Source organism: Leptospira jelokensis (genome assembly GCF_004769635.1).
Classification (GTDB): Bacteria; Spirochaetota; Leptospiria; order Leptospirales; family Leptospiraceae; genus Leptospira_A; species Leptospira_A jelokensis.
In genome coordinates this window covers 98,019-123,554 of sequence record NZ_RQGH01000009.1, presented here as the reverse complement: position 1 = coordinate 123,554, position 25,536 = coordinate 98,019, and the positions used below count along the sequence as shown (strand labels likewise).

Annotated in this window: 23 protein-coding genes and 1 tRNA gene; 20 read left to right on the top strand and 4 right to left on the bottom strand. The window is 40.0% G+C overall.

The features are described from left to right. The first annotated feature begins 31 nt into the window (after positions 1 to 31). From EHQ62_RS03655 to EHQ62_RS03645, 3 genes are all read left to right on the top strand, one after another. Positions 32 to 1,219 (top strand): HD-GYP domain-containing protein, encoded by a 1,188-nt coding sequence (locus EHQ62_RS03655; RefSeq protein ID WP_135640881.1) that lies wholly within the window; start codon positions 32 to 34, stop codon positions 1,217 to 1,219. Positions 1,220 to 1,238: 19 nt separating this feature from the next. After that, positions 1,239 to 1,583 carry a YraN family protein gene (locus EHQ62_RS03650; protein ID WP_135640880.1) on the top strand — a complete coding sequence of 115 codons (345 nt, stop codon included), beginning with the start codon at positions 1,239 to 1,241 and terminating at the stop codon, positions 1,581 to 1,583. A 102-nt stretch (positions 1,584 to 1,685) separates the two neighbouring features. After that, positions 1,686 to 1,886 (top strand): hypothetical protein, encoded by a 201-nt coding sequence (locus EHQ62_RS03645; protein ID WP_012476271.1) that lies wholly within the window; start codon positions 1,686 to 1,688, stop codon positions 1,884 to 1,886. A 1-nt stretch (position 1,887) separates the two neighbouring features. Here the strand turns inward: EHQ62_RS03645 and EHQ62_RS03640 are convergent, their stop codons facing one another. Continuing rightward, positions 1,888 to 3,333, bottom strand: coding sequence for an ATP-binding protein (locus EHQ62_RS03640; protein ID WP_135640879.1), 1,446 nt, complete (start codon positions 3,331 to 3,333; stop codon positions 1,888 to 1,890). A gap of 165 nt (positions 3,334 to 3,498) precedes the next feature. Here EHQ62_RS03640 and EHQ62_RS03635 point away from each other — a divergent pair, with 165 nt between their 5' ends. The 14 genes from EHQ62_RS03635 to gspN are packed head-to-tail and all read left to right on the top strand — an operon-like array spanning position 3,499 to position 16,874. Continuing rightward, entirely contained in the window at positions 3,499 to 3,822 is a 324-nt protein-coding gene (locus tag EHQ62_RS03635) for a type II secretion system-associated lipoprotein (protein ID WP_244241618.1), read from the top strand. Between the two features lie 9 nt (positions 3,823 to 3,831). Then, positions 3,832 to 4,839, top strand: coding sequence for a peptidoglycan DD-metalloendopeptidase family protein (locus EHQ62_RS03630; protein ID WP_244241617.1), 1,008 nt, complete (start codon positions 3,832 to 3,834; stop codon positions 4,837 to 4,839). 29 nt (positions 4,840 to 4,868) lie between these two features. Then, the gene (locus EHQ62_RS03625) at positions 4,869 to 5,783 is read left to right on the top strand and encodes a general secretion pathway protein GspC (RefSeq protein ID WP_135640877.1); all 915 of its coding nucleotides are present in this window, start codon (positions 4,869 to 4,871) and stop codon (positions 5,781 to 5,783) included. Between the two features lies 1 nt (position 5,784). Then, positions 5,785 to 7,545, top strand: a complete 1,761-nt coding sequence (gspD, locus tag EHQ62_RS03620; RefSeq protein WP_135640876.1) for a type II secretion system secretin GspD — start codon at positions 5,785 to 5,787, stop codon at positions 7,543 to 7,545. After that, a complete protein-coding gene (gene gspE / locus EHQ62_RS03615) occupies positions 7,542 to 9,218 on the top strand; it encodes a type II secretion system ATPase GspE (RefSeq protein ID WP_135640875.1) in 1,677 nt (558 codons plus the stop codon). The genes gspD and gspE overlap by 4 nt, the downstream gene beginning before the upstream one ends. A gap of 3 nt (positions 9,219 to 9,221) precedes the next feature. Next, the gene (locus tag EHQ62_RS03610) at positions 9,222 to 10,448 is read left to right on the top strand and encodes a type II secretion system F family protein (RefSeq protein ID WP_135640874.1); all 1,227 of its coding nucleotides are present in this window, start codon (positions 9,222 to 9,224) and stop codon (positions 10,446 to 10,448) included. 5 nt (positions 10,449 to 10,453) lie between these two features. Beyond that, on the top strand, positions 10,454 to 10,915 hold the full coding sequence (locus EHQ62_RS03605) for a type II secretion system protein GspG (RefSeq protein ID WP_135640873.1): 462 nt from the start codon (positions 10,454 to 10,456) through the stop codon (positions 10,913 to 10,915). Then, positions 10,890 to 11,522 carry a prepilin-type N-terminal cleavage/methylation domain-containing protein gene (locus tag EHQ62_RS03600; protein WP_135640872.1) on the top strand — a complete coding sequence of 211 codons (633 nt, stop codon included), beginning with the start codon at positions 10,890 to 10,892 and terminating at the stop codon, positions 11,520 to 11,522. The genes EHQ62_RS03605 and EHQ62_RS03600 overlap by 26 nt, the downstream gene beginning before the upstream one ends. Then, a complete protein-coding gene (locus tag EHQ62_RS03595) occupies positions 11,500 to 12,027 on the top strand; it encodes a prepilin-type cleavage/methylation domain-containing protein (RefSeq protein WP_135640989.1) in 528 nt (175 codons plus the stop codon). The genes EHQ62_RS03600 and EHQ62_RS03595 overlap by 23 nt, the downstream gene beginning before the upstream one ends. Next, a complete protein-coding gene (locus EHQ62_RS03590; RefSeq protein WP_135640871.1) occupies positions 12,027 to 12,698 on the top strand; it encodes a type II secretion system protein GspJ in 672 nt (223 codons plus the stop codon). The genes EHQ62_RS03595 and EHQ62_RS03590 overlap by 1 nt, the downstream gene beginning before the upstream one ends. Beyond that, a complete protein-coding gene (locus EHQ62_RS03585) occupies positions 12,661 to 13,761 on the top strand; it encodes a type II secretion system minor pseudopilin (RefSeq protein WP_244241616.1) in 1,101 nt (366 codons plus the stop codon). The genes EHQ62_RS03590 and EHQ62_RS03585 overlap by 38 nt, the downstream gene beginning before the upstream one ends. Before the next feature lie 2 nt (positions 13,762 to 13,763). Beyond that, on the top strand, positions 13,764 to 15,386 hold the full coding sequence (locus tag EHQ62_RS03580; RefSeq protein WP_135640870.1) for a cell division protein FtsA: 1,623 nt from the start codon (positions 13,764 to 13,766) through the stop codon (positions 15,384 to 15,386). Further along, positions 15,386 to 15,910 carry a hypothetical protein gene (locus EHQ62_RS03575; protein WP_135640869.1) on the top strand — a complete coding sequence of 175 codons (525 nt, stop codon included), beginning with the start codon at positions 15,386 to 15,388 and terminating at the stop codon, positions 15,908 to 15,910. Before EHQ62_RS03580 ends, EHQ62_RS03575 begins: the two co-directional genes overlap by 1 nt. Position 15,911: 1 nt before the next feature. Next, a complete protein-coding gene (gene gspN, locus EHQ62_RS03570) occupies positions 15,912 to 16,874 on the top strand; it encodes a type II secretion system protein GspN (protein WP_135640868.1) in 963 nt (320 codons plus the stop codon). Between the two features lie 258 nt (positions 16,875 to 17,132). Here the strand turns inward: gspN and EHQ62_RS03565 are convergent, their stop codons facing one another. After that, positions 17,133 to 20,756: a vitamin B12-dependent ribonucleotide reductase gene (locus EHQ62_RS03565; protein ID WP_135640867.1), complete on the bottom strand. Its 3,624-nt coding sequence runs from the start codon at positions 20,754 to 20,756 to the stop codon at positions 17,133 to 17,135. Between the two features lie 222 nt (positions 20,757 to 20,978). Here EHQ62_RS03565 and EHQ62_RS03560 point away from each other — a divergent pair. The 3 genes from EHQ62_RS03560 (at position 20,979) to EHQ62_RS03550 (ending at position 22,502) form a co-directional block, all read left to right on the top strand. Beyond that, a tRNA-Asn gene (locus tag EHQ62_RS03560) sits at positions 20,979 to 21,051 on the top strand. 21 nt (positions 21,052 to 21,072) lie between these two features. After that, positions 21,073 to 21,816 carry a L,D-transpeptidase family protein gene (locus EHQ62_RS03555; RefSeq protein WP_135640866.1) on the top strand — a complete coding sequence of 248 codons (744 nt, stop codon included), beginning with the start codon at positions 21,073 to 21,075 and terminating at the stop codon, positions 21,814 to 21,816. Positions 21,817 to 21,905: 89 nt separating this feature from the next. Beyond that, positions 21,906 to 22,502, top strand: coding sequence for an LBF_2127 family putative lipoprotein (locus EHQ62_RS03550; protein ID WP_135640865.1), 597 nt, complete (start codon positions 21,906 to 21,908; stop codon positions 22,500 to 22,502). A 68-nt stretch (positions 22,503 to 22,570) separates the two neighbouring features. On the opposite strand, the gene EHQ62_RS03545 is transcribed toward EHQ62_RS03550, so the two are convergent. Continuing rightward, on the bottom strand, positions 22,571 to 24,037 hold the full coding sequence (locus EHQ62_RS03545) for a flavin-containing monooxygenase (RefSeq protein ID WP_135640864.1): 1,467 nt from the start codon (positions 24,035 to 24,037) through the stop codon (positions 22,571 to 22,573). A gap of 503 nt (positions 24,038 to 24,540) precedes the next feature. Beyond that, positions 24,541 to 25,476: an ankyrin repeat domain-containing protein gene (locus EHQ62_RS03540; RefSeq protein ID WP_135640863.1), complete on the bottom strand. Its 936-nt coding sequence runs from the start codon at positions 25,474 to 25,476 to the stop codon at positions 24,541 to 24,543. Positions 25,477 to 25,536 lie beyond the last annotated feature (60 nt).

Here is a 25,536-nt window from a genome sequence, read left to right as displayed (position 1 = left end):
TTCTAAGCTTCTTACTAAGATTTACGCAATTATGCGGAAAATCTCCATACGTGACTTAGAGGCTGGTTCTAAGTTTACCAAGTCTCTTTACTTGGATAAGGACACTGTTTTTGTTGGAGCCGACCAACCCATCACACAACAAGACTTAGACCGTTTGGTCCAATTTGGGATTACCTTTATCCTCACGGACGGAGAAAAAGTCACTGCCGATCAAACTGACAAATCTCCTGGCGCTGGTGGCCCCGGTTATTTTGATACCAACCTTCCGTTCTACCAAGATGATGAAAATTCCACTCGGTACAAATACCTACTAGAGAAAACCAATTCTTCCAAAGTTGAATTTAATGCGGTTTTCAAAGATTGTTTTGACTTGGTACAAAAAACGTATAAATCAGCATCTGAGGGACGTTATACGGAGATCAGAGAATTTCGAGAAATTGCAGAACGAATCGCTGACCATACAAAAACTAACGCACAAATTCCCATTTTACTTTTATCCCATTCTCATTCTGGTTATTACCTATACACTCATATCTGTTATGCGACATTCTTTTCTGTGATGCTTGGAAACTTCCTTGAGTTTTCAAGACCCAAACTCATTGATTTAGCACTGGCCTCACTTTTTGCGGACATTGGGATGGTAACCGTTCCAGAAGAGGTTTCCGAAAAAAAAGGAAACCTCACAGAACTAGATCTAAAAACCATCAAACGCCACCCGGTGACTGGTTACCAAATCCTCACCCAAAGGTTAAAATTAAAAAACTCTCTTGCCATAGTCGCCTTACAACACCACGAAGCAGTGGATGGATCCGGTTACCCCCAACGTATCCTTGCCAACCAAATTGAAGAACTCACAAAAGTATTTATGATTGCAGACCAATTTGCTGCCATGATCCACCCGCGGCCTTACCGTGCTGCCATCCTTCCTTATGAAGCGATGAAGATTATGATCAGTGAAAACGTGAACCGTTTTGATTTAAAAATGGTAAGGCTCTTTTTAAATAAACTTTCTATGTTCCCAGTAGGATCCGGAGTTGTACTTTCTGACCTCAGAATGGGTATGGTCATTGAATCAAACAAAGACAAACCGTTAAGGCCTGTGATCCGAGTCACAAAAGACGCCGAGGGCAGAAGGTTAAAACACCTTGAGTTTGTGGATCTTATGAAGGACTTAAATTTATACATCCAACAAGCCATACCTTTTTCTCAAATCTACTAAACCCTCTGGGTCAAACCATATGAGTCGAGTCACCAAAGGGAAACAAGGAGAATTGAAGGCCCGAGAGTATTTGTTATCTTTGGGACATACCATCCTATTCCAAAATTACCGAAAACGGCTCGGAGAAATTGACATAATCAGCATTGAGAACGATACCCTCCATTGTTCGGAAGTGAAAACCTGGAACGAAGCCTTTGGTTTTTTCCCCGTACAAAGCCTTCATGCGACAAAACGTGCAAGAATGCGGAAGGTGTATTTCTATTTATTACAGGAAATACCTGCCTTTTACCACCTAACACCTAGCTTTAATTTGATCCATATCACTGAAAAAAAGGAAGTTCGTTTTTATTCGTCAATCTTCTAAATACTTCATCAAGGGAATTTTGTACTGAACCGATTGGTTTTGTATCCCACAAGGGAAACGCTCTCAAGGATGAGAGTTTGATTGTTACAAGGAAGTAACCACATGAGTCAATTTAGTGTATTTGGGAATTTAGCAGAAACCGATGAATTTGGACCAGACCCTGTTCTTTTACGAAAAAGGGGTATGGCATCGACCATCCAAAAGAAATTTGATACCTATAAGAAAAAGATAGATGATCCAGCCTATATGGATTATGCGATCAATAAAATCGCAATGGAAATATCACATTTCATTTCCAAGTAGTTTAACCTAGGCTATAAATCCATTGGTATCCCAAAGTATAATGCAAAGCCTCCTGAATATGTACTTCCTTTGTTCGGGGAGAGAGGTTCCAATCTGCAATCGTCCTTGCGAGAGAAACAATTTGTTTTTTCTTTCGTAAGGAAAGTTGTTTCGTTTCACTCGCGTCGTCCAATTGTCTTAAAAAAGTTCTTTCTTCGTTGTCTGCTAATTTTCTTTCGTTTCTAAAAACAAATCTTTTGTTCAGTATCGATTTTAGTTTTGATTCTTCTAAATGGATGGTTCGTTCCAAAGGGGATTCGAAAAGGGTTTGGAAGATGGTAATCCGATCTAAAAAAGCACCACTGATTTTTTGTAAGTACAATCGAATCCTTTGTAGGGAACAGTGGCAGTGGTTTTGGCTTTGGTAATTGCCACAGGGACAAGGGTTAGTGGAAAGTAGGAGGGTGAAATTTGTTTTAATTTTTGTTACTTCGTTCATCCTTGTGATTTCTAAATAGGAATCTTCCATTGGCATCCGTAAACTTTCTAAAATTCGATCTTTAAATTCTAGAGCCTCATCTAAAAACAAAATCCCACCTTCTGCCTTTGCAATTTCGCCAGGTTGGTAGGGGAGTCCTCCTCCAATGAGACCCACTTCTGTTGTGGAATGGTGCGGGGAGCGAAAAGGTTTTTTTTTGGTTGGGGTTTCGAATTCACCAGAACTTGTCCAAATCCCAACCGGATTCCTTTCGCAAGCTGACGTTTCAGGAAGGAGTGGTTCGAGTAACCGGTGTAACATGGTTTTACCAACACCAGGGCTTCCCAGTAAAACACTGTGATGGTTTCCGAGAACTGCATACAAGAGTCCTTGGAAGGCCTTCATCTGATAGGGGTCCAAATGCACACTCTCCCAAACTAAGGTTTGGCTCTCGTTTGGATTTTCGATTCTCCTTTCCGGTGTTAGGTGTGGTAAGGTTCGCAAATCTTCTAAGTGGGAAAGGAAAAAATACTCACCTCGTGGTAAGGATTCTTTTTGTAAGGATTGGGGTAAGCAAAAGCGAGTATCCTTTGTGCTTTTGTATTGCCAAAGATAGGGAAGGAGTTCCTTCCCACCAACAAGGCTCCCATCGAGTCCCAAATTTCCTAAAAAGAAGGTCCCACTGGCAAGGTCAGGGATTTGTTCTGTGGCCAAAAGGATTCCCACGGCAATGGCTAAATCGAGGGAAATCCGTTTCTTTGGGATATGGGTTGGTTTTACGTTGATGATGATGGTTTCGATTGGAAAAACAAAACAAGAGGCCTCTAAGGCCAAACGGATGCGATCTCGCGCTTCTTTGGTCGCCTGTGGGACATTGCCAAGGATTTGGAAATGAGGGAATCCCCTTCGGATCCCCACTTCAATTTGGATCACTTTTGACCCATTCCATTCATATAACAAACTTCCAACTTCTGCTCGTTTGGGATTCACACTCCATTTGGGTCAGTGATTGTCGCTTTTGGTCCAAAAAATAAAAAAGACTTTTCATAATTGAGGCACCATGGTGACTTTTCCTGAGAGTTTGCTTTGGTTTGTAGTATCATTCGTGTAATCCCCCTCGTTCTTCTCCTTGTGTTCAGCCACTGTTCGCAACGATTGATCAAAAAAGAAAGGCTTAGGGAGATCAATGAATTCTATGATGGGAAGACGTATTCACTCCGTGAAGAAATCAAATTTTCCCAAACGGAAGTTTGGAAAAAAGGGACCCTCGTGAAGATCTACATCGAATCAACTCCTTCTCTTTTGAAGTTAAAGGTATACCCGATCCAAGAGACACGTGAGTCTTCGGTAGGGAAACTCGCTGATTACATCATCAATGATGATGTGAAAAAAAGAGAATATGATTTGGATGATGTAGAAGAGTGGGTGAACCAAAAGTTCTCACTTGTGGAACAGAACTCCAAAAAAACAAAGAAATAAAGGTTTGGGATGCTTTCATTGTTCTATTATTTTCATTTTCCAGCTTTCTTTCTTTCTTGTTCAAGAATCTTCACTCGGTTACCCGATACAATAACTGTGAAGGTGATTCCATTCCTTACATTTGTTTTTTTCTTCGTTCCTGGGACGGTTCTTCTTGCCAATCCTTTCCAGAAACTCCAACAAGAAATCAATGAAACTTTGCCTTCTGGAGATTCCAATGTATTTCGTATTTTTGGAAACCAATCCCAAGAACAAGAAGTGCAAAAACTCTTCTCTGTCGGTGTAAACCAAACAGGAGAAGAGGAAGAAGTAGAACTTGCTTCCCTTGGCCTTCCGAAATACATCGATGTTTCCCCTGTGGTGAGTAATACTGTCGTTCATGAATCTGGGATCGTCGTAAAAAAATACACGGTCCAAAAGAAAGACAATCTATCCAAAATTGCTCGTTCCTTTTCCATTGATGTTCCTAAACTGAAAAAAGCAAACTCACTCACAAGTGACCAATTGAAAATTGGCCAAGTTTTGGATGTGCCCGTCCAAGTGAAAAATGCATCTTCTTCCCGCGTTGTCCTGAAAAAAGTTTTCATTTTACCTGTTCCCCAAAGCCGTGTGACTTCTCGTTTTGGTCGTCGTGTGGATCCATTCAATAAATACAACCGTGTTTACCATTCAGGCCTTGACCTAGCTGCGAAAGTGGGTGCCCCCGTTTTGTCGGCTGCCGACGGAGAAGTGGTGTTTACTGGCCGGAATGGTGGGTATGGAAATTCCGTTACCATCCAACATAAAAATGGGTATAAAACAGTTTACGCCCATTGTTCCCAGATTTTAGTTGAGGTTGGGGAAACGGTGAAGATGGGCCGTGTGGTTGCCCTTGTCGGAAGGACAGGAACGGCTACAGGAGCACATTTGCATTTTGAGGTATTTCGAAACGGGAAAATCATGAATCCTGAATCGGCTCTCGGCATGACTGAAAAACATGTGACTAAACTTCCCAAATCTGAAGTAGCCGGAATGTAATCGGAGTTTTTCTCCGGTTTGTGGGGAGCATGAATTTAATCCTTCAAAGAATCCAATCGAGTCAGTTTTTGACATTGATTCCGGTCGTTTTATTATTCTCTTTTTCGCTCGCTTATCTCTTAAAACTTGTCCTCTTACTCCTTTTTTCTACAGAAACGGGAATGAACGTAGGAAGCCAAGTCCGTCCCAAACAAACTAGACAAGAAGTGATTTTGGCAGTGAGTACCTACGAAGATATGGTCACAGGCAACCTTATCCGTGGCCAAGCATTCGATCCCAATGATGCCACCAAACGGGGTGCGGATGGTTCTCCCCTCGATCCGGAAATTGCCCAAGACAATGGGGATGACGACCAAATGCTTGTGACAGGGACTTTGTCTGGCCATTGGTCCTTTGCCCGTGTGACCATTCGTGAGAAACAAAACAATGACTCGGAAGAATACGGCGTCGGGGAGATGGTGGGTGGTTATAAAGTCCAGACCATTGAACAGCATTATGTAGTTTTGAAAAAAGGGGGTCTTAGCCTTCGGGTGAATATTGGAGAAACCCCCGCACAGGCAAAAGAGAGGATCCGACCAAAAGATGCAGCCCCCGTATCCAATTTAGGGCCTTCTAGCCAAACGATTCAGAAAGTCCTTTCCAGAGAAGACGTCAATCGCAAACTGAAAGACCCAAATACCATCTACAAAAATGCAAGGTTTGGCCCTCATTTGGTAGACGGAAAGATCGAGGGTTACAAAATCTATCAAGTGGCAAAAGACCATGTCTTTTACTCCCTTGGAGCACGTGGTGGTGATATCATCAAACGTGTGAATGGAATGCCACTCAATGAAACAGAGAAAATGTTGGAAATTTGGGGTTCGATCAAACAAGCCCCGAAAATTACAGTGGATTTAGAAAGACAAGGCAAAATAATCACATATGAATTTATCATTCGGAATTAAAATGAGAAATCGTCTCCCATTCGTTGTCCTTTGCATTTGCCTTTATATGATTGTGACTCCCCAATTCTCTCAAGAAAAAGGGAAACCAAAAGCAAAAACATCACAAGAACCCGCAAGTTTCACAGCAGACTGGCGCGATACAGAACTGAAAGACTTCCTTATGGGAATGAGTGCCATCATCAAAAAGAATATTTTGATCGATGATGCGGTGAAAGGGAAAAAGATCACCATCATTTCACAAAAACGTGTTCGCATTGAAGATGCCTATGGGTTTATGAAGTCTGTTTTAGAGACACAAGGGTTTGGTCTCATAGAAGAAAATGACCTAATCAAAGTGGTAAAAATCAAAGATGCACTTGCAAAATCTCAAATTGTGCGGATTGGAAAGGATCCAGTTTCGGATTCTGAAGTTGCTTTGAACAAAACCATCACTCAAATTGTTCCCTTAGAATTTTCGAATGCGATTGAACTCGAACCCATTCTCAAACGAGTCACATCTCCTGATACAGATATCATCATTCCTAAAAACCAAAATACCTTGATTTTTTCAGGTTCAACTTCCGACATCAACAAATTACTCAAGTTAGTTGACAATCTGGATGTACGAGCTGATGGACCAGGTTCGATTTCTTCTGCTGGTGACATTCATATTTATACATTAGAATACAATGAGGCAGAAAAACTTGCTGCCATCCTAGTGAAATTGGATATGCCAGATGCACCTGTCGCACCAGTACAAGGCCAACCAGGGGAAGCGGGTGCAGATGGAAAACCGGCACAGCCCCCACAACCAGTTCCGCAAGCTCCAAAGGTTCCTGGAAAACAAGACAAAATAAAGGCGGTTGCGCATAAAGAATCCAATTCACTCATTGTGACAGCCACACCTCAAGAATGGGAAGAAATTAAAAAAATCATTAAAATCCTTGATACACCAAGAAAACAGGTGTTACTCGAAGTTCTCATTGTTGAGTTAAGTTCTACAGACCTCAATGACTTTGGTATTGATTGGCGTTACCAAGAATTAGCTTATGGACAGTTTAACACAGGTCTTGCGGCACAAGGTGGGGTCATTGACAAAAATGGTCGGCCAACGAATGTAAACACTCTCTCTGGTTTTTCACTTGGATTTATCCGTCGTGGTGGACAACAAATCATTGGTATCTTAAATGCGAATTCCACGAATGAAAATTTTAATGTATTGTCTGCTCCACAGATTTTGACTTTGGACAACCAAGAAGCGGAGATCAATGTGGGCCAGGATGTTCCCGTTCGTACCCAAAACCGTAACGCAGGTCTTGGTGGTGACAATGCGGTAACAGTTGCAAACTTTGAATACCGCCCAACAGGGATTAAACTAAAGTTCACACCCCATATCAACAAAAACAATCGGATCACTCTTGATCTTTACCAAGAAATCAAAAACGTGGCGGGGATTTCTTCTGAAGCGACTGGTGGAAACCCAACCTTTAACAAAAGAGATATCAAAACAACAATCGTAGTGGATAATATTCAAACGATAGTGATTGGAGGATTACTCTCCAATGACAAACAAAAGAAAGTACAAAAAATCCCAATTTTAGGGGAGATCCCACTGCTTGGCACTTTGTTTCGTAGGACCACCAATCAAAATCGTAAAACCAATTTGATGGTGTTCCTCACACCTCACATCTTAGATGATCGGGATAAATCAGACCGAATGACCATCCAAAAGAAAAATGAACAAGAAAGGATGGTGGATGAACGAGAAAAGAAACTGAGATGAGAAAAAGTTTAGGTCAGATTCTTTTAGAAGATGGAATCCTTACGATAAAGGATTTAGAAGACATTTCCAAACAACAGGAAAAAACAAATCTTCCCATCACTCATATCATCCAAAAAAAAGGTCTCGCTTCCGAAACCGATATCCTAAAGGCACTTGCGAAACTCCATAAAATGGAGTTTTACGACAAACTTGAGTTTGTTGCAAATGAAGATATTTTTAATAAAATTCCCTTAAAACTTGTCCAACGTTCTAAAATCGTTCCGTTCCTTGTAAAAGGAAAAAAAGTTTTTGTAGCTACCTCTGATCCAACAGACCTCCATCCAATGGATGACATGCGTTCCTTCTTAAAAGGATATGAAATCCAATTCGTTTTAGCAACAGAAAACGAAATCATGCGCATCGTCCATTCTCAGTTTGATAAAACAACTGCAGAAGCCAAAGAAATGATGGATGAGATGGACGGAAGTTTCGGCGACCTTTCCGATGCCTTTGAGTCCGACGCACTTGATTTATCAAACGAAGCACCAATCATCAAAATGGTGAATGTGATTTTATCACAAGCTGTATCCGAAAGGGCATCTGACATCCACGTTGAACCATTTGAAAAATCAGTTGTGGTTCGTTACCGTGTGGATGGGGTTTTACAGAAAGTATTAAGTCCACCTAAATCGTATTTGGCGGGAATTTCGACTCGTATCAAAATCATGTCCAATTTGAATATTGCAGAAAACAGGCTCCCGCAAGATGGTAGAATTAAACTTAGGTTAGCTGGTAAAGATGTGGATGTAAGGGTCTCTATCATCCCATGCCAATTCGGGGAACGGATTGTAATGAGGATTTTGAATAAAACGGACCAAAAATATTCCATAGAAACCATGGGATTTAATCCTCAGATTTTAAAAGATTTTAAAGAACTCATCTACAAACCTTATGGAATCATTTTGGTCACAGGTCCAACTGGTTCTGGTAAATCAACGACTCTCTACTCAGCTTTATCTGAAATCAATACGGAAGAACGAAATATCATCACTTGTGAAGACCCAGTGGAATACCAAATGGAAGGGATTTCACAGATGCAGATGAATGAAAAAATTGGACTTACTTTTGCGGCAGGCCTTCGTTCAATTCTACGACAAGATCCGGATGTGGTGATGGTAGGGGAGATCCGAGATGAGGAAACAGCAAGGATTGCCATCCAAGCTTCCCTCACGGGCCACTTGGTATTTTCCACCCTTCACACCAATGATGCGTCCTCCGCTGTCACAAGGCTTGTGGATATGGGAATTGAACCTTACCTCATCACAAGTTCTGTGTTAGGTTTTATGGCACAAAGGCTTGTTCGTGTAATCTGTAAAGATTGTAAAACATCCTACAAGCCAACTGACAAAGATTTGGCTGGTCTCGGTATCCAAAGGAAAGAATTAAAAAATGGAGTTTTGTATCGTGGGAAAGGTTGTAGCTCTTGCCTCAATTCTGGATACAAAGGAAGGACAGGGCTTTACGAACTCCTTACCATGAACGATGAAATCAAACGTGCCATTTTACAAGGGGCAGATGCCAACCGTATCAAGGAACTTGCGGTAAAAAATGGACTTTCCACCTTACAAGAATATGGAAAGTACAAAGTGATTGAGGGAGTGACAACCCCAGAAGAAGTGTTACGGGTATCTTAAACTATGCCACTGTATACCTACGTTGCTTTTAATAAAAAAGGAAAAGAAGAAAAAAACATTATCGATGCTGTTAATTTACAAGCGGCACGAAATAAATTAAAGGCAAAAGGTTTATACGTTAGATCCATTGAGGAAGACCGAGAAAAAGAAGAACGAGAATTATTCCCTTTTTTATCGAAACTTCTATATCGGATTCCAAGAAAAGAAGTAGGTCTTTTTTGCAAACAATTGGGGACTCTTATTGGTGCGGGAATCCCACTTGATAAATGTTTACTTTCCATCATAGACCAAGTAGAAAATATTTATTTTAAAAAAGTTTTGATTGAGATGCGGGCGGACATTACGGAAGGATCAAGTCTTTCTGAGTCCATGAAAAAACACAAAACCGTGTTCCCTGACCAATACCCCAGTTTGATTTCTGTTGGAGAATCAACAGGGAATTATGAAAACACCTTGCACAGGTTAGCTGAGCTAGAAGAAAAATCTTCTGAATTAAAATCCAAAGTCCAAGTGGCCATGATTTATCCAATGATTATGGGATTACTTTCCCTTGGAGTATCGATCTTTTTACTTGTAGTGGTCATTCCACAAATTGAACAGTTGTTTGCTTCTTTTGATGCGAAACTCCCACTTCTCACACGTGCAGTGATTTTTTTATCTTATGTTCTCACTAATTATTGGTATTTTATCCTAGGAATGATTTCATTTGCCTTCCTTGGTTTCATGAAATGGAAATCTTCACCAGATGGGAAAAAAGTTTGGGATACTTTTTTGCTGAGGCTTCCTGTGATTGGAACCTTACTGCGAAAGATATTAGTTTCCAATTTTGCGAGGAACCTTTCCATCCTGCTTCTCAACCGAGTTCCTTTAATTGTTTCTCTCAATATTGTTTCTGATGTGGTAGGGCATACGGTTTTTAAAGAAGAGATCGATGCTGCCATCATCAAAATTAAGGAAGGGGGAAAATTATCGGATTCCTTACAAGGGAGCCAAGTCCTGCCCCAAATGGTTTTAGGTATGCTAAGCGCCGGTGAGGCATCCGATAAAGTTCCCGAAATGATGAATAAACTCTCAGAAATCTACGAATCTGAGGTCGATACAGCAATAAAATCTTTGACCCAATCCTTAGAACCTATGATGATCATAGTAATGGGTGGAATTATTTTTACCATTATGGCGGCGATTATGACGCCTATGTACAAACTAACTCAAGAAATCCAGGGGATGTAGAGTTTATGAAAATGAAAGGAAACAACAGAAAGATCCGTGAGGGACTCACTCTAATTGAAATCACCGTGGTGATGCTCATTTTGGGTTCCCTTATGGCGATTCTTTACTCAAGTATCGGTAACCGTGGTGAAGGCGAAAAAAAACTGAAACTGAAAAATGACAGTGCCGTTTTGAAAACAGCGTTGGAACGTTATTTGGAAGTTTATGACAAATACCCATCGGAAGAACAAGGTTTACAAGCGTTAATCGAAAAACCAGATGATGACAAAATAGGGGATGATTACGAACCCATCATTCGGGAAAAAGCCGTTTTGAAAGACCCTTGGAAAACCCCATATGTGTTAAAATTTGAAGGTGCTGTCCCTCAAATCCTAACCCTTGGTGAAGATAAAAAAGAAGGTGGAGATGGAAAAAACAAAGATTTTAACATCCTCTCTCCTGATGATTACCCAGCCGCTTTCCGCTAAAATAAAATTTCCTCTTAGGAAACGACAAATTCGCGACGGTCTCACTCTGATTGAGATCGTCGTAGTCATTTCTATTTTAGGGTTAGTGATGGTGATAGTCGGAGGATCCCTTCGCAATCTCATCATCCCTTCGACGGAAGATATCTCTGTTAAGTTGCAAGAGTCGTTTAAGTTTGGATACAACAAAGCCCAACTCACAAACCAAGCAGTGCTTTTTGAATATGAATTTGAAAAGAGAGAATACCAGTTTTTTTTACTAAAACGAGAAGAGTCTGGACTCGAAGAAGAACCAATTCTAAAAAAAGTAACCCTTCCTTTTTATTCCAAAATCGTCAGCGTACGGGACTTAGGTGGAAAACCCAGGAATGAGGGAAAAATTCGGATTGTATTCACTCCACAAGGCACCACTACTGATTTATTTTTATACATAGGCTCCGATACAGAAATCAAAAGAACCCTTCAAATTTATCGGTATGGGGGAAAAGTAAAAATCCATAAAACGGAATATTTCCCGGAACCTGAATCAAACCCGATTTCAAAAGTGTCGTACGGACTTGATGAACGAGATGAACAAATTGATCCCAATGCAAAAACACAACCTCGTTAAGTCCTTTAAGTCTGCTTTTACTTTATTTGAAGTCACCATTGCAATGGCGATGGCAGCCATGGTGATGACGTACACCTATTCCATGATTGCCGAAGGAATCGCTTACCAAAAAAAGGCGGTTTTACTTTCCAATGCTGTCCATTTGGCAAAAATCAAAATGGCCCAAGTGGATTCTTCTACCACCATGCAAACTGATACATCCAAAGGTACGATAGATGCATTTCCTGGTTATAGCTTTGAAACTGAAATCAAAGAAGAAGAAATGGACCTCTTGAAACTCGCGGGTGGTCCAAACGCAGAAGAACTTCGAAAAAAAGCCCCAAAAGATATGTTAGGTGATAAAGATGTGGGTCTTAGCGATTTAATGAAAAAAAGGGGACAAAAAAAAAGTTTTGAAACGGGTGGGGTATTAAAAGTTTTTCGAGTCAAAGTATCTATTTTTTATATGGATGGTAACAAAAAACAAACTTATACCGTGGAAACCTTTCGGAGTACAAAATACTAATGAAGGTTCGTTTTTTTCTCTCTCCCATTCATCACCATCTTAATTTGCGCAAAGGTTTTACCTTAGTTGAGATTTCCATTGTGGTTATGATCATGGCTGTGATCTTTACAGGAATTTTCTCAGTTTTTTATACAGCCAATAAAATTTCTAAAAAAGGTGCCTCTAATAAAGGAGCAAACCGAAAGGATATTTTGTATGCGATGGAGAATATCCGTGGTACATTATCTCGAGCTTATTTTATCGATAACCAAAAACGAATTTTATTTGTAGGAAAACAAGAAGGAGTAACGGGAACAAGGAATGACCGAATCGTATTTGCTACCTCAAATCCCAACTCCGAAGAAGAAGGACAAGCATCTGTCCGAGAGGTTTCTTTTTACTTACGAAAAATGCCAAATCCAAAATTGGAAGGATTGTCCTATTTGATCAGACGGGAAGATGAAATGGTAGATAATTTTCCAACACAAGGTGGAGTTGAACATGTGTTACTTGAGAATGTAAAAAGTTTTCAAATGAAGTATTCTGAAAGAGGCGATAAATGGGTTGATGATTGGAATTCCAGGACCACGAAAAAAATTCCAAGGCTCATTCGGTTTGAAATTATATCACTTGTGGGGAGTGCCTTTGTTAAATATGAATCACTTGCGCATCCAGTCATTCTTTACAAATAAAAAATTCAAACAAGGATTTATGGTTTATCTCCTTGTGATGGCCATTGGAACTGCTTCCCTTTTCACGGCTTCGAAATTTTTTGAAGATGCCGCGACTGAATACAGTGTGGCAAAGGCTCAGGCAGATGGTTTCAGAGCCCATATGTTAGCGAAAGCAGGATTTATGGGAGCCATTGGTGCTTTAAAAAAAATCCCTGAAGAAGTATTGTACCAGTCTGGCCTTGCCATGGACCCACCTCCCATCCCACTTGGAGGTGGTGTGATCTATTACACAATGAGTCCAGAAGATGGGAAAATCAATATCAACTCGCTTGTGAAAATTTATGATGACCAACCGAACCAAAGGACAATTGAAATGGTGACACGGTTGTTTTACCAGTTTGGTCTCAAACGTGAGATGATTTTTCCGATTTTGGATTGGATCGATGAAAACCACCAGGAAACAGGGGGAGGAGCGGAACAATACTACTATGGGCGCCTAAGTCCTCCCCGAAAGATCAAAAACGCACCCTTTTATTCCCTTTCAGAGTTATTAAATGTGAAAGGATTTGATCGCGCGACCGTTTACGAGAGTTTAAAACCGAAGGATTACGACAAAAATAATTCGAAGGACTTTATGACTGAGGAGGAAAGAGCCCTTCGTTCCGATAAAGATTATGTGCTTTCCAATAATATCACGGCATATTTGCCAGCGGGTGATTCCTATGACGATCGGATCAATATCAATACCGCTCCCTATTTTGTCCTGATTTCCCTGTCCGATTTTATGACCAAACAAGCCGCCATGAAAATTTTGAAACTCAAGTTGCAGAAAGGAGGCTATATTAAAGAATTGAAAGATCTGGAGACAGAACCTGAGTTCCAAGTGAAAACCACTGGTGACCTTACTCTGTACAAGGAGCTTGCGGGAGAAGGTACGGATGTTTCTGGTGGCCGGATCAAAACCAAAGGTGAAGTTTACAAAATTACAGGGGTTGGGATTATAAAGGATAAAGTGGTTCGTAAGGTAACAGGATTATTTGATCTTACCAACAACCAGATGTTATACTATACTGAAGATTAATTATGTTATCATTTGACCAATACCTTGCAATCGACTACGGCTCTACTTTTTTAAAAGGTGTATTATTCAAAAAAGTTTTGGGCAAAGTGGTGATCCTTCGAACAGAAAGTTTACCTGTTGTAGAACTGGACGAAAACGAAGGAGATCCGTTTGAATACAACATCATTCGTTTTATCCAAAGTTTTTTCCCTGAGGAAAATCGATTTTTACTCAATTTAGGAATCCATAATTTATTTGTTAGGGACTTAACGGTCCCTCTTGTTTCCGAAAAAGCCATCCAAGAAGTATTGCCATTTGAAGTTGAAAATTTAGTTCCCTATCCAATGGAGGAACTAGAAGTCATTGGTAAAACATGGAGGACTGGCAAAGAAAACTCGGAAGTGATTACATTTAATGTTCACCATTCCGAACTTTTTCGTGCACTAAAACCGTTTGCCAAAGGTGATTTGACTTTAAGTTGCCTTTCTTTGGATTCCTTTGTGCTATCATCTCTCATCACAAAGAATTATCCATTATTAGTCGCAGATACTTCCATCTTACAACTCGATTTAGGTGGTCGGTATAGTATCTTAAATGTTCTTTTTGAAGGAAAGTTAAGGCATACTCGCCAAATTTATATTGGTGGAGAGGAAGTCACAACTGAGATCTCAAACCTTCTAAAAATTGATATGGAAGAAGCACGACTTGTCAAAGAATCACTTCCTGTTGGTTTCTTATTTGATACCATAGACAAAGTAGATGAAACTAAGTTTTTAAACCATTTCCATATCAGTGCCACCCAACTAAAATCCCTTCGTAAATTCATTTTGGCAAAACTCGACCAAATCATCCATGAAGTAGAAAATAGTATCTTCTCACTTCCTGAAAAAGAAAGGCCAACACTGATCCTATTATCAGGAGGGGCAAGTCTTTACCCGGGTTTAACTGCCTATTTTGAGGAGAAGTTAGGAACAAAAACAGGGCGGTATGAATTTTTAGGAATCAATGATCCGAGTTTTGTGACCGCTGTGGCAACGGGAGTTCATTTTGAATCCCGTCACCGAGTGAATTTTTTAGAAACAGGGTTTGCAAAAAAGATCCACACAAACAGGTTCAAACTCTCCGCATTCAAACCACACATCATCTTAGTTAGTATTTCACTCATCCTCCTGTTTGGGGTGTTTATCATTGGTATCATTTTGGATAAACGCAAAATTGCCGCAGGCAAACAGATATTAATGGAAAAATACAAAAATGGAATTGGTGGTGAGTTAGGAGAAGACGAGGATCCACTTGACGCAGCCAGTAAAAAACTCAAAGCAGAACGAAAAAAAACGGAAATCTATCGTTTGTTTTTGTCCCAAGAGAGTGTTTTAGATGTTTTAAACGAAGCAACAGAACAGTTCCCATCTCCTGATGTTTTACCTTTTATTTTGGACCAGTTCAATTTTGAAGAAAAAGAAATCCAGATTTATGGAAGGGTAAATGAGTTTGGAGAAATTGGAACCATCCAATCTGCGTTAGAGAAATCTGAAAAATTTACAAACATCCAAATCCAAAACAAACGTCTGATAACCGGTGTAAATAAGTTCAAAGTTAGTTTTAAAATCAAAATGGATGTTGTGACACCGAAGGATGAACCTTAATGTTTGATCGATTGAACGATAGAGAACGAGTCCTTGTCATTGGACTTATTAGTTTTGTGTCATTACTTGGCCTATATACCATCGTGACATTGTTATCCGATCTTAGAAATAGGCTTTCCGAAGAGATATTTGAAACAAGATCTCAAGCAGGTGAACTTGACCGAGTGATTCGTGAGTACAATTATTTACGCGGATTACAGTCTGGTGGAAGTGAAGAAGATGTAAGTGTGATGTATTCCAAACTCGACCAAATTTTGGTTCGGTACAACCTAAAGGACAAAGTCCAAACGATGAAGGATACAAGTAATGTCATCCAAAAGGACTATAATAAAATCACAATTGATGTATCGTTTCGATCTGTATTATTACAAGATATCATTAAACTTGTTTACGATATCGAAAAAAACAAACAAATCCAGGCTAAAGTAGACCTTCTTAGCTTTCGAAAACCTTTTGCAGAAAAAGAAATTTACGATGTAAACCTAAAAGTATCGTCTTATAGTCGTTTGTCTAAAGGTAAATAAAATGGCAAAAGAAAATGAATTCGAGGAAGATTTTGATTTAGATGAGGATGTTGTCGTTCAAGAATCGCTCCTTGAAGAAGACAATGATTTTTTTGAGGAAGAGTCGGATGAAGAACATTCTAAAGTCAATCGAAAACAAGTATTTACCTTAATCGCCATATCTTTTGTTTCGTTTCTAATTTTCACAATTTTTATTTTCCCTCTGAATGAAATTGTTCGTTCTATGCTGATCAAAACGGGAAAAGAAACAGGCATCTTTATGGATGCAAAAGAAATTCATTTTCCAATGATTGGTCGAAAATCTTTTGATAGTTTTGTTGTGAGTTTTCCCACTGGTACTGCACTCAAAGCGGAAGAAGTAAGTCTTGGAATTTCACTTTTCGGACTATTACAATCCCGATTGGAAGGGGATGTGAATGTAGGTTATTTTAGTTTTGAAGGAAGTGACCTTTCCTTTGGCATCCAAACATTGGATCTGCCGATTCGTCTGTCGCCGTTAGACGAAAAAGTCACCAAATGGAATGGGGAAGGCGAAATCACTCTTTCTGGTGGAAAAATCAAAGAGTCGATGGAGATTCCTTTTTTAGGAAGTTTGAAGGGAACCGATATCAAAAGAGCCAATTTACTCTTTAAAATTCGATCTGGAAAACTACTCATCGAAAGGGGAAACCTCGATTCAAACATCGCAAAATTCCAATTCCAAGGTGTGGTTCGCCTCTCAGATACGATTTCATTTTCACAATTGGATTTAAAAGTTTGTTTTACTTTCACTGACAAATTTGCTAATGAAAGGCAAGATTTGGTTGGTATGGTTGCACTTTTACCACAAGAAGCAGGGAAAACCTGTATCCCAATACGGGGGACATTCTCCTCACCAAAAGTGGATCTTCCCAACTTAAATCAATTAGGTGGTGGTGTTCCAAAGTCTGAGGAAGGTTCTATTGAACCCGCACCCACTCCTTAAAAAATTCTGGTAAATACAAACTCGATTCAGAGGGTTTCCTTGCTTTTTTTCAATTGGACTGGTTATTGAATCAGGAAACAGAAATCATTCCACAACTTGGTTCCTTCTCTCTTCACAACAAATGGTTTGGTCACAAAATAAAAAAGACCGCAAAATCTGCGGTCTTTTTTATCCCACTCCCACTAGATTTAGAGATATGAGAGATTAGTTTTCAATCCCTCTCGCAATTTAAATCTTACAAGAGGGAATTTGATTTTGCTACGAACAACCGGTTGTGGAACCACAAGAGATACATTTGAGGCAAGCACCATTTCTCACCATCTGGAAGGATCCACATTCAGTACAGGAATCTCCTGTATACCCTTTGGTCCTTGCTTCCGCGATGATTTTGAGTGTCGCTGCCGCAGACTGCGCTTGTGTTGGTTGTGGGGTTTGACCAGCCACAACTGCCACTTCTTGTTTGTCTTCCAGAACCGATTTCATGGAAATCGTATTTACCGGTAACGGAGTGCGAGTTGCGTTAGTTTCCGACTTTCCCGCAGTTTCTCGTGCAGGTTCCGCCTTCCTTCCCACTTCGTCAGTCCTTAAGTCTTCTGGTGATACCTGTGCCAAGTCGTATCGACCAAGATAAGTGATCGCAAGTTCTCTAAAGATGTAATCGATCACAGAAGTAGACATTTTAATGTGTGGGTTTCCAGACACCATTCCATTTGGTTCAAATTTGAAGAAAGTAAATGCTTCTACAAACTCTTCCAATGGAACCCCGTGTTGTAAACCAAGCGAAACTGCTATCGCAAATGCATTCATAAGGGAACGGAAAGCCGCACCTTCTTTGTGCATATCGATAAAGATTTCACCAAGTTGGCCATCTTCGTATTCTCCTGTTCGGAGGTATACTTTGTGACCACCCACCATTGCTTTTTGAGTGTATCCTGCACGTCGGTGAGGGAGTTTCCTTCTTTCCGAAATGTATTTATACACTAGTTTTTCTGCCACTTCTGTTACCGTTTTCGGAGCGGAAGTTGTGCTTAGTTCTTCTTCCTCTTCACCAACTGCGCTTAACAACTGGAATACGGAGTTAAGTGGTTGTGAAAGTTTTGATCCGTCTCGGTAGAGAGCGTTTGCTTTGATCATCACTTTCCAGGACATAAGGTATGCATTTTTTACATCCTCTATGGTTGCCTCTTCTGGAAGGTTGATCGTTTTGGAGATTGCACCCGAAATGAATGGTTGAGCCGCTGCCATGATTCGAATGTGTGATTGATAAGATAAAAAACGTTTTCCGTATTTACCACATTTGTTGGCACAATCAAAAACAGGAAGGTCCTTCTCTTTGATAAAAGGAGCGTTTTCGATTGTCATTGTTCCGCAAACATAGTCATTTGCTTGTGCAATTTCATCTGCCGTAAATCCCAATGTCTCAAGTAAATTGAATCCCATTGAGTTGTAAAGGGAAGGGTCAATGCCTAAGGTTTTTGCAAGGAAATCTTCACCTAATGTAAATTTGTTAAATGCAAATTGGATATCAAAAACGAAAGGGAGTTGTTTTTCTAATTTCTCCAATACATCTTCAGTGAATCCTTTTTCTTTTAATCGTGCCGTGTTAACACCTGGGGCACCATTAAATGTTGCATGGCCTTTACAGTAGTTCACGATGGCATCTTGTTCTGCTTGGCTATACCCAAGTTTTTTTAGTGCCGCAGGAACCGATTGGTTGATGATTTTAAAGTAACCACCACCAGCCAATTTTTTGTATTTTACAAGTGCAAAGTCAGGTTCGATCCCTGTGGTGTCACAATCCATAACCAAACCGATGGTTCCAGTTGGTGCGATCACAGTTACTTGTGCATTGCGGTAACCATATTGTTCCCCAAGTTCCAATGCTCGGTCAGAATCTTCTTTTGCTGCTTCGAGTAGGTAAGAAGGTAAAAACGAAGGGTTGATTCCCACTGGAGTGATGGTCAATCCTTCATATTCTTCTTTTGGAGCGTTGTAAGCCGCACGTCTGTGGTTACGCATCACACGTAACATATGTTCTTTGTTTTTTTCGTAACCAGCAAATGGTCCAAGTTCTTTTGCCATCTCTGCAGAAGTTGCATAAGCAGTCATGTGCATGATGGAAGAAATGGCACCAGTAACAGCCATTGCTTCTTGTGAATCATAAGGGATTCCCATGATCATCAGAAGGGAACCAAGGTTTGCATACCCAAGGCCTAAGGTTCTAAATTTGTATGACAATTCCGCAATTTCTTTGGAAGGGAACTGTGCCATAAGAACCGAAATTTCAAGGATGATGGTCCAAATTTTATTTAAGTACCTATATCCTTCTACATCAAAGGTTCCATCTTCTTTTAGAAATTTGACAAGGTTCGCAGAAGCCAAGTTACACGCCGTATTGTCAAGGAACATGTATTCCGAACATGGGTTTGATGCATTGATCGCACCGTCTTCTGGACAGGTGTGCCATTCATTGATGGTGCTATGGTATTGTGTACCTGGGTCAGCGGAGTTCCAAGCAGCATTTGCAATCCGTTCCCAAAGGTCACGAGCTCGTAAGGTTTTTGCTGCCTTTGGTTCACGTCCTTCTTTGCGAGCTTTTTCTTTTTCTGTTCGATTGATGAGGTGGAAGGGGAGGTCTTTTTCCACTGCTTCCATAAACTCATTGGTGATCCGAACGGAGTTATTGGAATTTTGTCCAGAGACAGTGTTGTAAGCCTCAGATTGCCAGTCAGTTGTGAGTTCTTCAAAAAGTAAATCTTTGTATCCTTGTTTGGATAAGTCGATCACTCGTTTGATGTAGTTATCAGGTACAAAGGCTTTTCTTGCTTTTTGGATCGCTTTTTTGAGATCCACATTGGCAGCCGGATCGTATGCCTTTTCTTCACCAAGTATTTGTTTGGCGGAAGAACAAGCATTCATAATTTCGTTTAAAAGTCTGTTATTGAGAATGGATCCTGTCACAAGGGAAGCTACTTTTTTCTCTTCTTGTACTTTCCAATCAATGAACTCTTCGATGTCCGGGTGGTCCATATCGAGGCAAACCATCTTTGCTGCACGCCGAGTGGTTCCTCCGGACTTAATTGCTCCTGCAGCCCTGTCCCCAATTTTTAGGAAGGACATGAGACCAGAACTCTTTCCACCACCTGAAAGGGATTCATTGGCAGCGCGAAGGTTTGAAAAATTGGTTCCTGTTCCGGAACCATATTTAAAGAGGCGAGCTTCACGAACCCAAAGGTCCATGATCCCCCCTTCATTCACTAAATCATCATCCACAGATTGGATGAAACATGCATGTGGTTGTGGGTGTTCGTAAGAAGAAGCGGACCTTACTAATTTTCCCGATTTTGGATCTACGTAATAATGTCCTTGCGATTTTCCATCAATTCCATACGCCCAGTGGAGGCCCGTATTAAACCATTGTGGGGAGTTCGGAGCTGCCATTTGGCTTGCGAGCATAAAGATGACTTCTTCATAAAAAACTCGGGCACTGTCTTCGTCAGAAAAATACCCGTATTTATAACCCCAATAGGTCCAACATCCCGCCAAACGGTGGAATACTTGTTTGGAATCAGATTCTCCGACATAACGGTCTTCTGGGTTTAGGGCGATGAGCTTTTCATCATCAGGAACCGAACGTTGCAACCATTCAGGGATTCCTTTTTCCGCTACTTTTTTGAGGTACTTGGGAACACCTTTTCGGCGGAAGTATTTTTGTGCGAGGATATCGGTAGCAACTTGCGACCAAAAATCAGGAACTTCGACGCCGTTTGCTTCAAACACAACGGATCCGTCTGTATTGGTAATTTTGGAGTCCTTACGAACCCATGTCAAATTCGGGTATAAACCCTTGTTCCCTTTGGTAAAATGCCTCTCAATCTTCATGCAAGAACCCCATCTCAAACAACATATAAAATTTCTATTTTTTCCTCTACCAGGAACGGAGAGGATTATGTCACAATGAAGGAATCTTTAGTTGGAAACATCCATTTTTTCAGCCTACGGGATGGGAAATTTTAGAATTTTTTCAAAATTTTCCGTCGTCATGACATAATTTTTTCGTTGACCTAGCGGGCTTTCTCCGTAGCATGGTCACAGATTCGAGATTCCCCTTTAGCTCAGTCGGTAGAGCAAATGACTGTTAATCATTGGGTCGCTGGTTCGAGCCCAGCAGGGGGAGCGGTCTACTCGCAATACACAATTGGAATCAGAACCAATTTCCCAAAAACCTTCTTTTTTTCCTTCCAAATTCTCGATTTCCCTAAAATTTCCGTGCCAAAACCTTGCCATCATTGTATTTTTCCTCTGTTTTTCTCCATTTTTTTTCCAAAAAGAAGCATCGCCTGCAAACAAAGGGAGAGAGATTCTCTTTCCGGAGGAGTTCCACCTAGCGGAACAAGTGGTCCTTGTACTCGGCGAACCAGGGGAGACGGTTGGGAAGTTGTATCTTTTTGAACTGGTTCTCGGCCATTGGGAAACAAAAATCGAGAACATCCCTGTTTGGTTTGGTCGAAGTGGCTTAATCTCCTCCAATCTAAAACGAGAAGGGGATGGATTCACCCCGTTGGGTTTTTTTCCAATCAAACGGATGCTGGGAAAAGGAAAACGATCCATTCGTAATTTAGAATACACGCAAATTTCTAAAAATCATCATTGGAACGACGATTCCAACTCCAAACATTATAACCAATTGGTAAACCGAAAAGAAAAGGGTGCCCATTCATTATGGAGTTCTGAGATTTATGAACTTTTTTTAGTCATTGAACACAATACAAATCCTAGGATTGCGGGCATGGGGAGTATGCTTTTCCTTCACCCTTGGAATGAAACCAAACCAACGTCAGGTTGTATTGGGATTCAAAAAAAATCGTTGGATCAAATCATAAGTGCGTTAGATGGGAATAAAAATCCATTTCTCATCGTCGCCGAAGAAATTGATCTTTAAAAATGAACTTTTCCAATCTATCAGAAATTCCGAAACGATCGATCGATATAAACTTGACAATTGTTAGTTCGATTAGAATAACAAACAATATGCGTAACTATCTCTTTCGTTTTATCATTTTGGTTTTCGTTCTGAATTGCCAAGTCGACATCAAACAAATCCCTCCATCAAAACAAGATTCTGTTTCATCGATTGCTAAATACCCAAATCAGGTATACATTGGGAAATTTGATATCATTACGTATGATCGCCTAAGTTTTGTCAATGGATGGAAACCTGTCTTCATTGAATATCTAAAATCAGCTCGGATCTTTAGTAAGGTTTCAATACCCGATAACAATTCCAAAATCACAGCAGATGATTACGCATTAGACATCACGATTACACCTAAGTATTCAGATTCGTATAACTACTGGTGGACATGGCCTGCTATCTACCCACTGACTGCGTATTGGCCCGTCCAAATACGAGAGACATCTTACAAAGTCCAATGTGAGTATACTCTTTATAAAGGCACAAAACTCATCGCAACCAATACCATTTTAGAAGAAGCTGATTTGACAGTTGAAATTTACGGATTTTTTAGAACAGGTAATGTAGAAAAAATGATAGAATCTACCAATTTACAAGTTATGGATAGAACCTTACGAGATATCGAAGGAAAGTTGGTATCCAGCCAGAATTAAGATACAAAAAAGCCGGTACCATTTGATTGGATACCGGCAAAAATGTTGTTTAGGATTTTAAAAAAAGATTACGTTGTGATGAGATGAAAATCCTGGTAGTCTGGAGTTTTCATTTCCTTTTCCCATCTGCTCCAAGTGTATGGCCACATTGCAGGGTCACCATCTGGATCTAAGTACCAACTTTGGCAACCTCCGAGCCACACCGTACCTGCCATTCCTTTCTTTAAATAAGCAGCAAATCGTTGTAATGCTTCCTCTTTCGCATCGATTGCATCGAATTTACCTTTGCGCCAGTCTTCGATGATTTTTAATACATATTTCGTTTGGACCTCACTCATTGCAATGACGGAAAAATTTCCAATAGGGGTGTTTGGACCGAGCATCAAAACAAAATTGGGGAAGTGGGGGATGAATAGGGAACGATATGCCTGCACTTTCTTTTTCCATACAGTTTCAATGGATATTCCATTTTCGCCTGTTAGGTTCATGGGACGCATAAAATTAAATGGATGGAATCCAGTTGCCAAAATCAAAACATCCAGTTCATGTAATTTTCCATCCTTAGTGATGACACCATTTTCGGTGATCCTTTCAATCCCTTCCGTTACCAAATCCGCGTTCGGTTTTTGAATGGCATCGTAAAAAGTGGAATTAACAATGACTCGTTTGCAACCAACCCGATAATTCGGTGTTAGTTTTTGTCGGAGAACTGGGTCTTTAATGGAAGTTCGTAAGTTTCGTTTGCACAAAAAACTCATGAGCAAATGTGGGATTTTTTTTCCAATCACGGCCTTAGAAAATGTTTGTTCGACGGCAAAGGTATACCATTTATGAAATCGTTTTAAGATATTTGGTTCCTTTCTCCATTTTTTTTTGTCCTCTTCGGTATAAACGGTATCTGGCACTTTCACGATCCATTGGGGTGTCCTTTGGAATACAGAAACCTTTTTGCCAACTTTGATCATTTCTGGAATCACTTGCGCTGCTGTGGAACCTGTGCCAATCACACCAATCCGTTTTCCTTCCAAAGGAACGGAATGGTCCCATTCTGCAGTGTGAAAACATTTTCCTTTGAATGAGTCAAGACCAGGGATATTTGGTTTTGCTGGATGGTGTAAGATCCCTGTAGCAGAAATCAGAAAATCCGAAATATAAGTTTCCCCTTTGGATGTTTTTGTGGTCCATTTCCCATTTTGGTACGATGCTTCGGTCACTGCTTCATTGAAATGGATTTTGGGAGTGACCCTATACTCATCACTCACTCGTTTGAAATAGGTGTGGATTTCGTTTCCATGGGCAAACCGATGGCTCCACTCAGGATTCGGTGCAAAACTATACGTATACATATGGGCAGGGATATCACAGGCAACACCTGGATAGGTATTTTCTCTCCAAGTCCCTCCCAAATCATTTTTCTTTTCTAGAAGCGTAATGTCCTTAATTCCCATTCTCTCCAATTCAATGGCGAGAAGGATTCCTGTCATACCCGCACCGATGATCACAACTTTTGGATCTCGAATCGTTTGCTTTGTCATTCCTTTCCTCATGGATAAAACACCGAAATTCATTGGGTTGAACAATGTTCCGTTTTTAATCTTTGGAAGAAAATGAAATCCATCCATTTGGCATTTGCAACTAAAAAAACATAAATGAGGTAAAAAAGGAAATTCGGTTTCAAGATTTGCAACCAAGACTCATTCGAAACGCATCCTCCATTTAGGAACAATCGGATTCCCTGTTCCTAGGATTCCTTGGTTTGGATTCCAGTCCGTGTGGCAAACTGTAACGATATCTGTTTGGAGTAGATTTTTAGAGGATGCAATGACTAGAGTTTCGAGTAGATTCTTACGTGAGGTAGTGAGTCACTTCCCATAATTAGTATTATGTCGCATTTGGGATGGGGGTTTTTGTATAGAAAGGCACATCGGTAACACATTAGATCACTCACATGGGTTACACTGAAATGGTTCCATTCTATACAAGAGTAACTTTGTTTTAGCAGATGACTCGATTGCCTCTAATGGCAAAACGTTTCAAATCAGAAGAAAAAATTGAGCCACCAACCAATGAGTACGTCGTAAACAAAGTATGAGAATTCTCTACCAGATGAAATAAATTTACTTTCTGGAGTAAGGATATTCGGGTATTTTTTCAGAATTAATGCCTTGGCTTCCGTAGCTTCCTTGTTTTCGTAACCGAATACCCTTTGGAATCCAGTGCGGTTAGACAGTCCTTCTTTTGGATTTTGTATATTTAAATCGATATCCTTTTCGAGAATGATTTTTAAAATTTCTAAGCTGACTTGCCTTTCCTGTTGTTTTTTTGAATCTAGATTGGCGAAACCTAGCATTGGTGATGCGACTCGGTTACAGCAATTTAAATATAAATTTTTTTGCATGTATGATTGGAATAAATCGATGTTATTAAATAATGTTGGATAATATGAAATGATATAATTTGCAAGTGGGTTATCTGAGAATTCAAGATTTGTATTCAGGGAAGAAACAAATTCGATTTCTTTTTTTAGTTTTTCCAAATCTTTAGCCAACCATGCTTTTTTCCATACGATTGTTAATATCGTGTAATTTCGATAGGTTTGTGAGTTGATGTCTGCTCCATTTTCAATCAAAAGTTTTGCAACTTCTAAATGGCCATATTCAATTGCTAAATGAAGTGGTGTTAAGTTTCCATCTTTGGTACTACCTGAGAAAAAAGTTCCCGTTTTTTCGTTTACATTCGCACCTTTTTGGATTAACTTTTTCACCAATTCAATATCGCCGTATTCAGCTGCATAATGGATTGGTTTGAAGCCGAGGGCTCCTGATTGGTTCCATAATGTATTGTCTTTTTCGATCAGTTCACTTGATTCTTTTTTGTTCTCTTGTTTTATTTTTTTGATCAAGATGGTATCACTTGCGCAACCTATGATCAAAAATGCTAATATTATATTTATCGCTCTTGTTTTAATTTTCATTATCTCTCGCTCTATTTTAGTCTTTGGAATTGGGTTTCAGACAATTTGATTTTCAATAAA

Coding starts and splice junctions, on each gene's coding strand:
- EHQ62_RS03545 (WP_135640864.1), bottom strand. CDS start 24,037: ATGACAAAGCAAACGATTCGAGATCCAAAAGTTGTGATCATCGGTGCG.
- EHQ62_RS03630 (WP_244241617.1), top strand. CDS start 3,832: ATGCTTTCATTGTTCTATTATTTTCATTTTCCAGCTTTCTTTCTTTCT.
- gspE (WP_135640875.1), top strand. CDS start 7,542: ATGAGAAAAAGTTTAGGTCAGATTCTTTTAGAAGATGGAATCCTTACG.
- gspD (WP_135640876.1), top strand. CDS start 5,785: ATGAGAAATCGTCTCCCATTCGTTGTCCTTTGCATTTGCCTTTATATG.
- EHQ62_RS03540 (WP_135640863.1), bottom strand. CDS start 25,476: ATGAAAATTAAAACAAGAGCGATAAATATAATATTAGCATTTTTGATC.
- EHQ62_RS03655 (WP_135640881.1), top strand. CDS start 32: ATGCGGAAAATCTCCATACGTGACTTAGAGGCTGGTTCTAAGTTTACC.
- EHQ62_RS03595 (WP_135640989.1), top strand. CDS start 11,500: ATGCAAAAACACAACCTCGTTAAGTCCTTTAAGTCTGCTTTTACTTTA.
- EHQ62_RS03625 (WP_135640877.1), top strand. CDS start 4,869: ATGAATTTAATCCTTCAAAGAATCCAATCGAGTCAGTTTTTGACATTG.
- EHQ62_RS03645 (WP_012476271.1), top strand. CDS start 1,686: ATGAGTCAATTTAGTGTATTTGGGAATTTAGCAGAAACCGATGAATTT.
- EHQ62_RS03565 (WP_135640867.1), bottom strand. CDS start 20,756: ATGAAGATTGAGAGGCATTTTACCAAAGGGAACAAGGGTTTATACCCG.
- EHQ62_RS03610 (WP_135640874.1), top strand. CDS start 9,222: ATGCCACTGTATACCTACGTTGCTTTTAATAAAAAAGGAAAAGAAGAA.
- EHQ62_RS03580 (WP_135640870.1), top strand. CDS start 13,764: ATGTTATCATTTGACCAATACCTTGCAATCGACTACGGCTCTACTTTT.
- EHQ62_RS03585 (WP_244241616.1), top strand. CDS start 12,661: ATGAATCACTTGCGCATCCAGTCATTCTTTACAAATAAAAAATTCAAA.
- EHQ62_RS03605 (WP_135640873.1), top strand. CDS start 10,454: ATGAAAATGAAAGGAAACAACAGAAAGATCCGTGAGGGACTCACTCTA.
- EHQ62_RS03575 (WP_135640869.1), top strand. CDS start 15,386: ATGTTTGATCGATTGAACGATAGAGAACGAGTCCTTGTCATTGGACTT.
- EHQ62_RS03650 (WP_135640880.1), top strand. CDS start 1,239: ATGAGTCGAGTCACCAAAGGGAAACAAGGAGAATTGAAGGCCCGAGAG.
- gspN (WP_135640868.1), top strand. CDS start 15,912: ATGGCAAAAGAAAATGAATTCGAGGAAGATTTTGATTTAGATGAGGAT.
- EHQ62_RS03600 (WP_135640872.1), top strand. CDS start 10,890: ATGATTACCCAGCCGCTTTCCGCTAAAATAAAATTTCCTCTTAGGAAA.
- EHQ62_RS03590 (WP_135640871.1), top strand. CDS start 12,027: ATGAAGGTTCGTTTTTTTCTCTCTCCCATTCATCACCATCTTAATTTG.
- EHQ62_RS03550 (WP_135640865.1), top strand. CDS start 21,906: ATGCGTAACTATCTCTTTCGTTTTATCATTTTGGTTTTCGTTCTGAAT.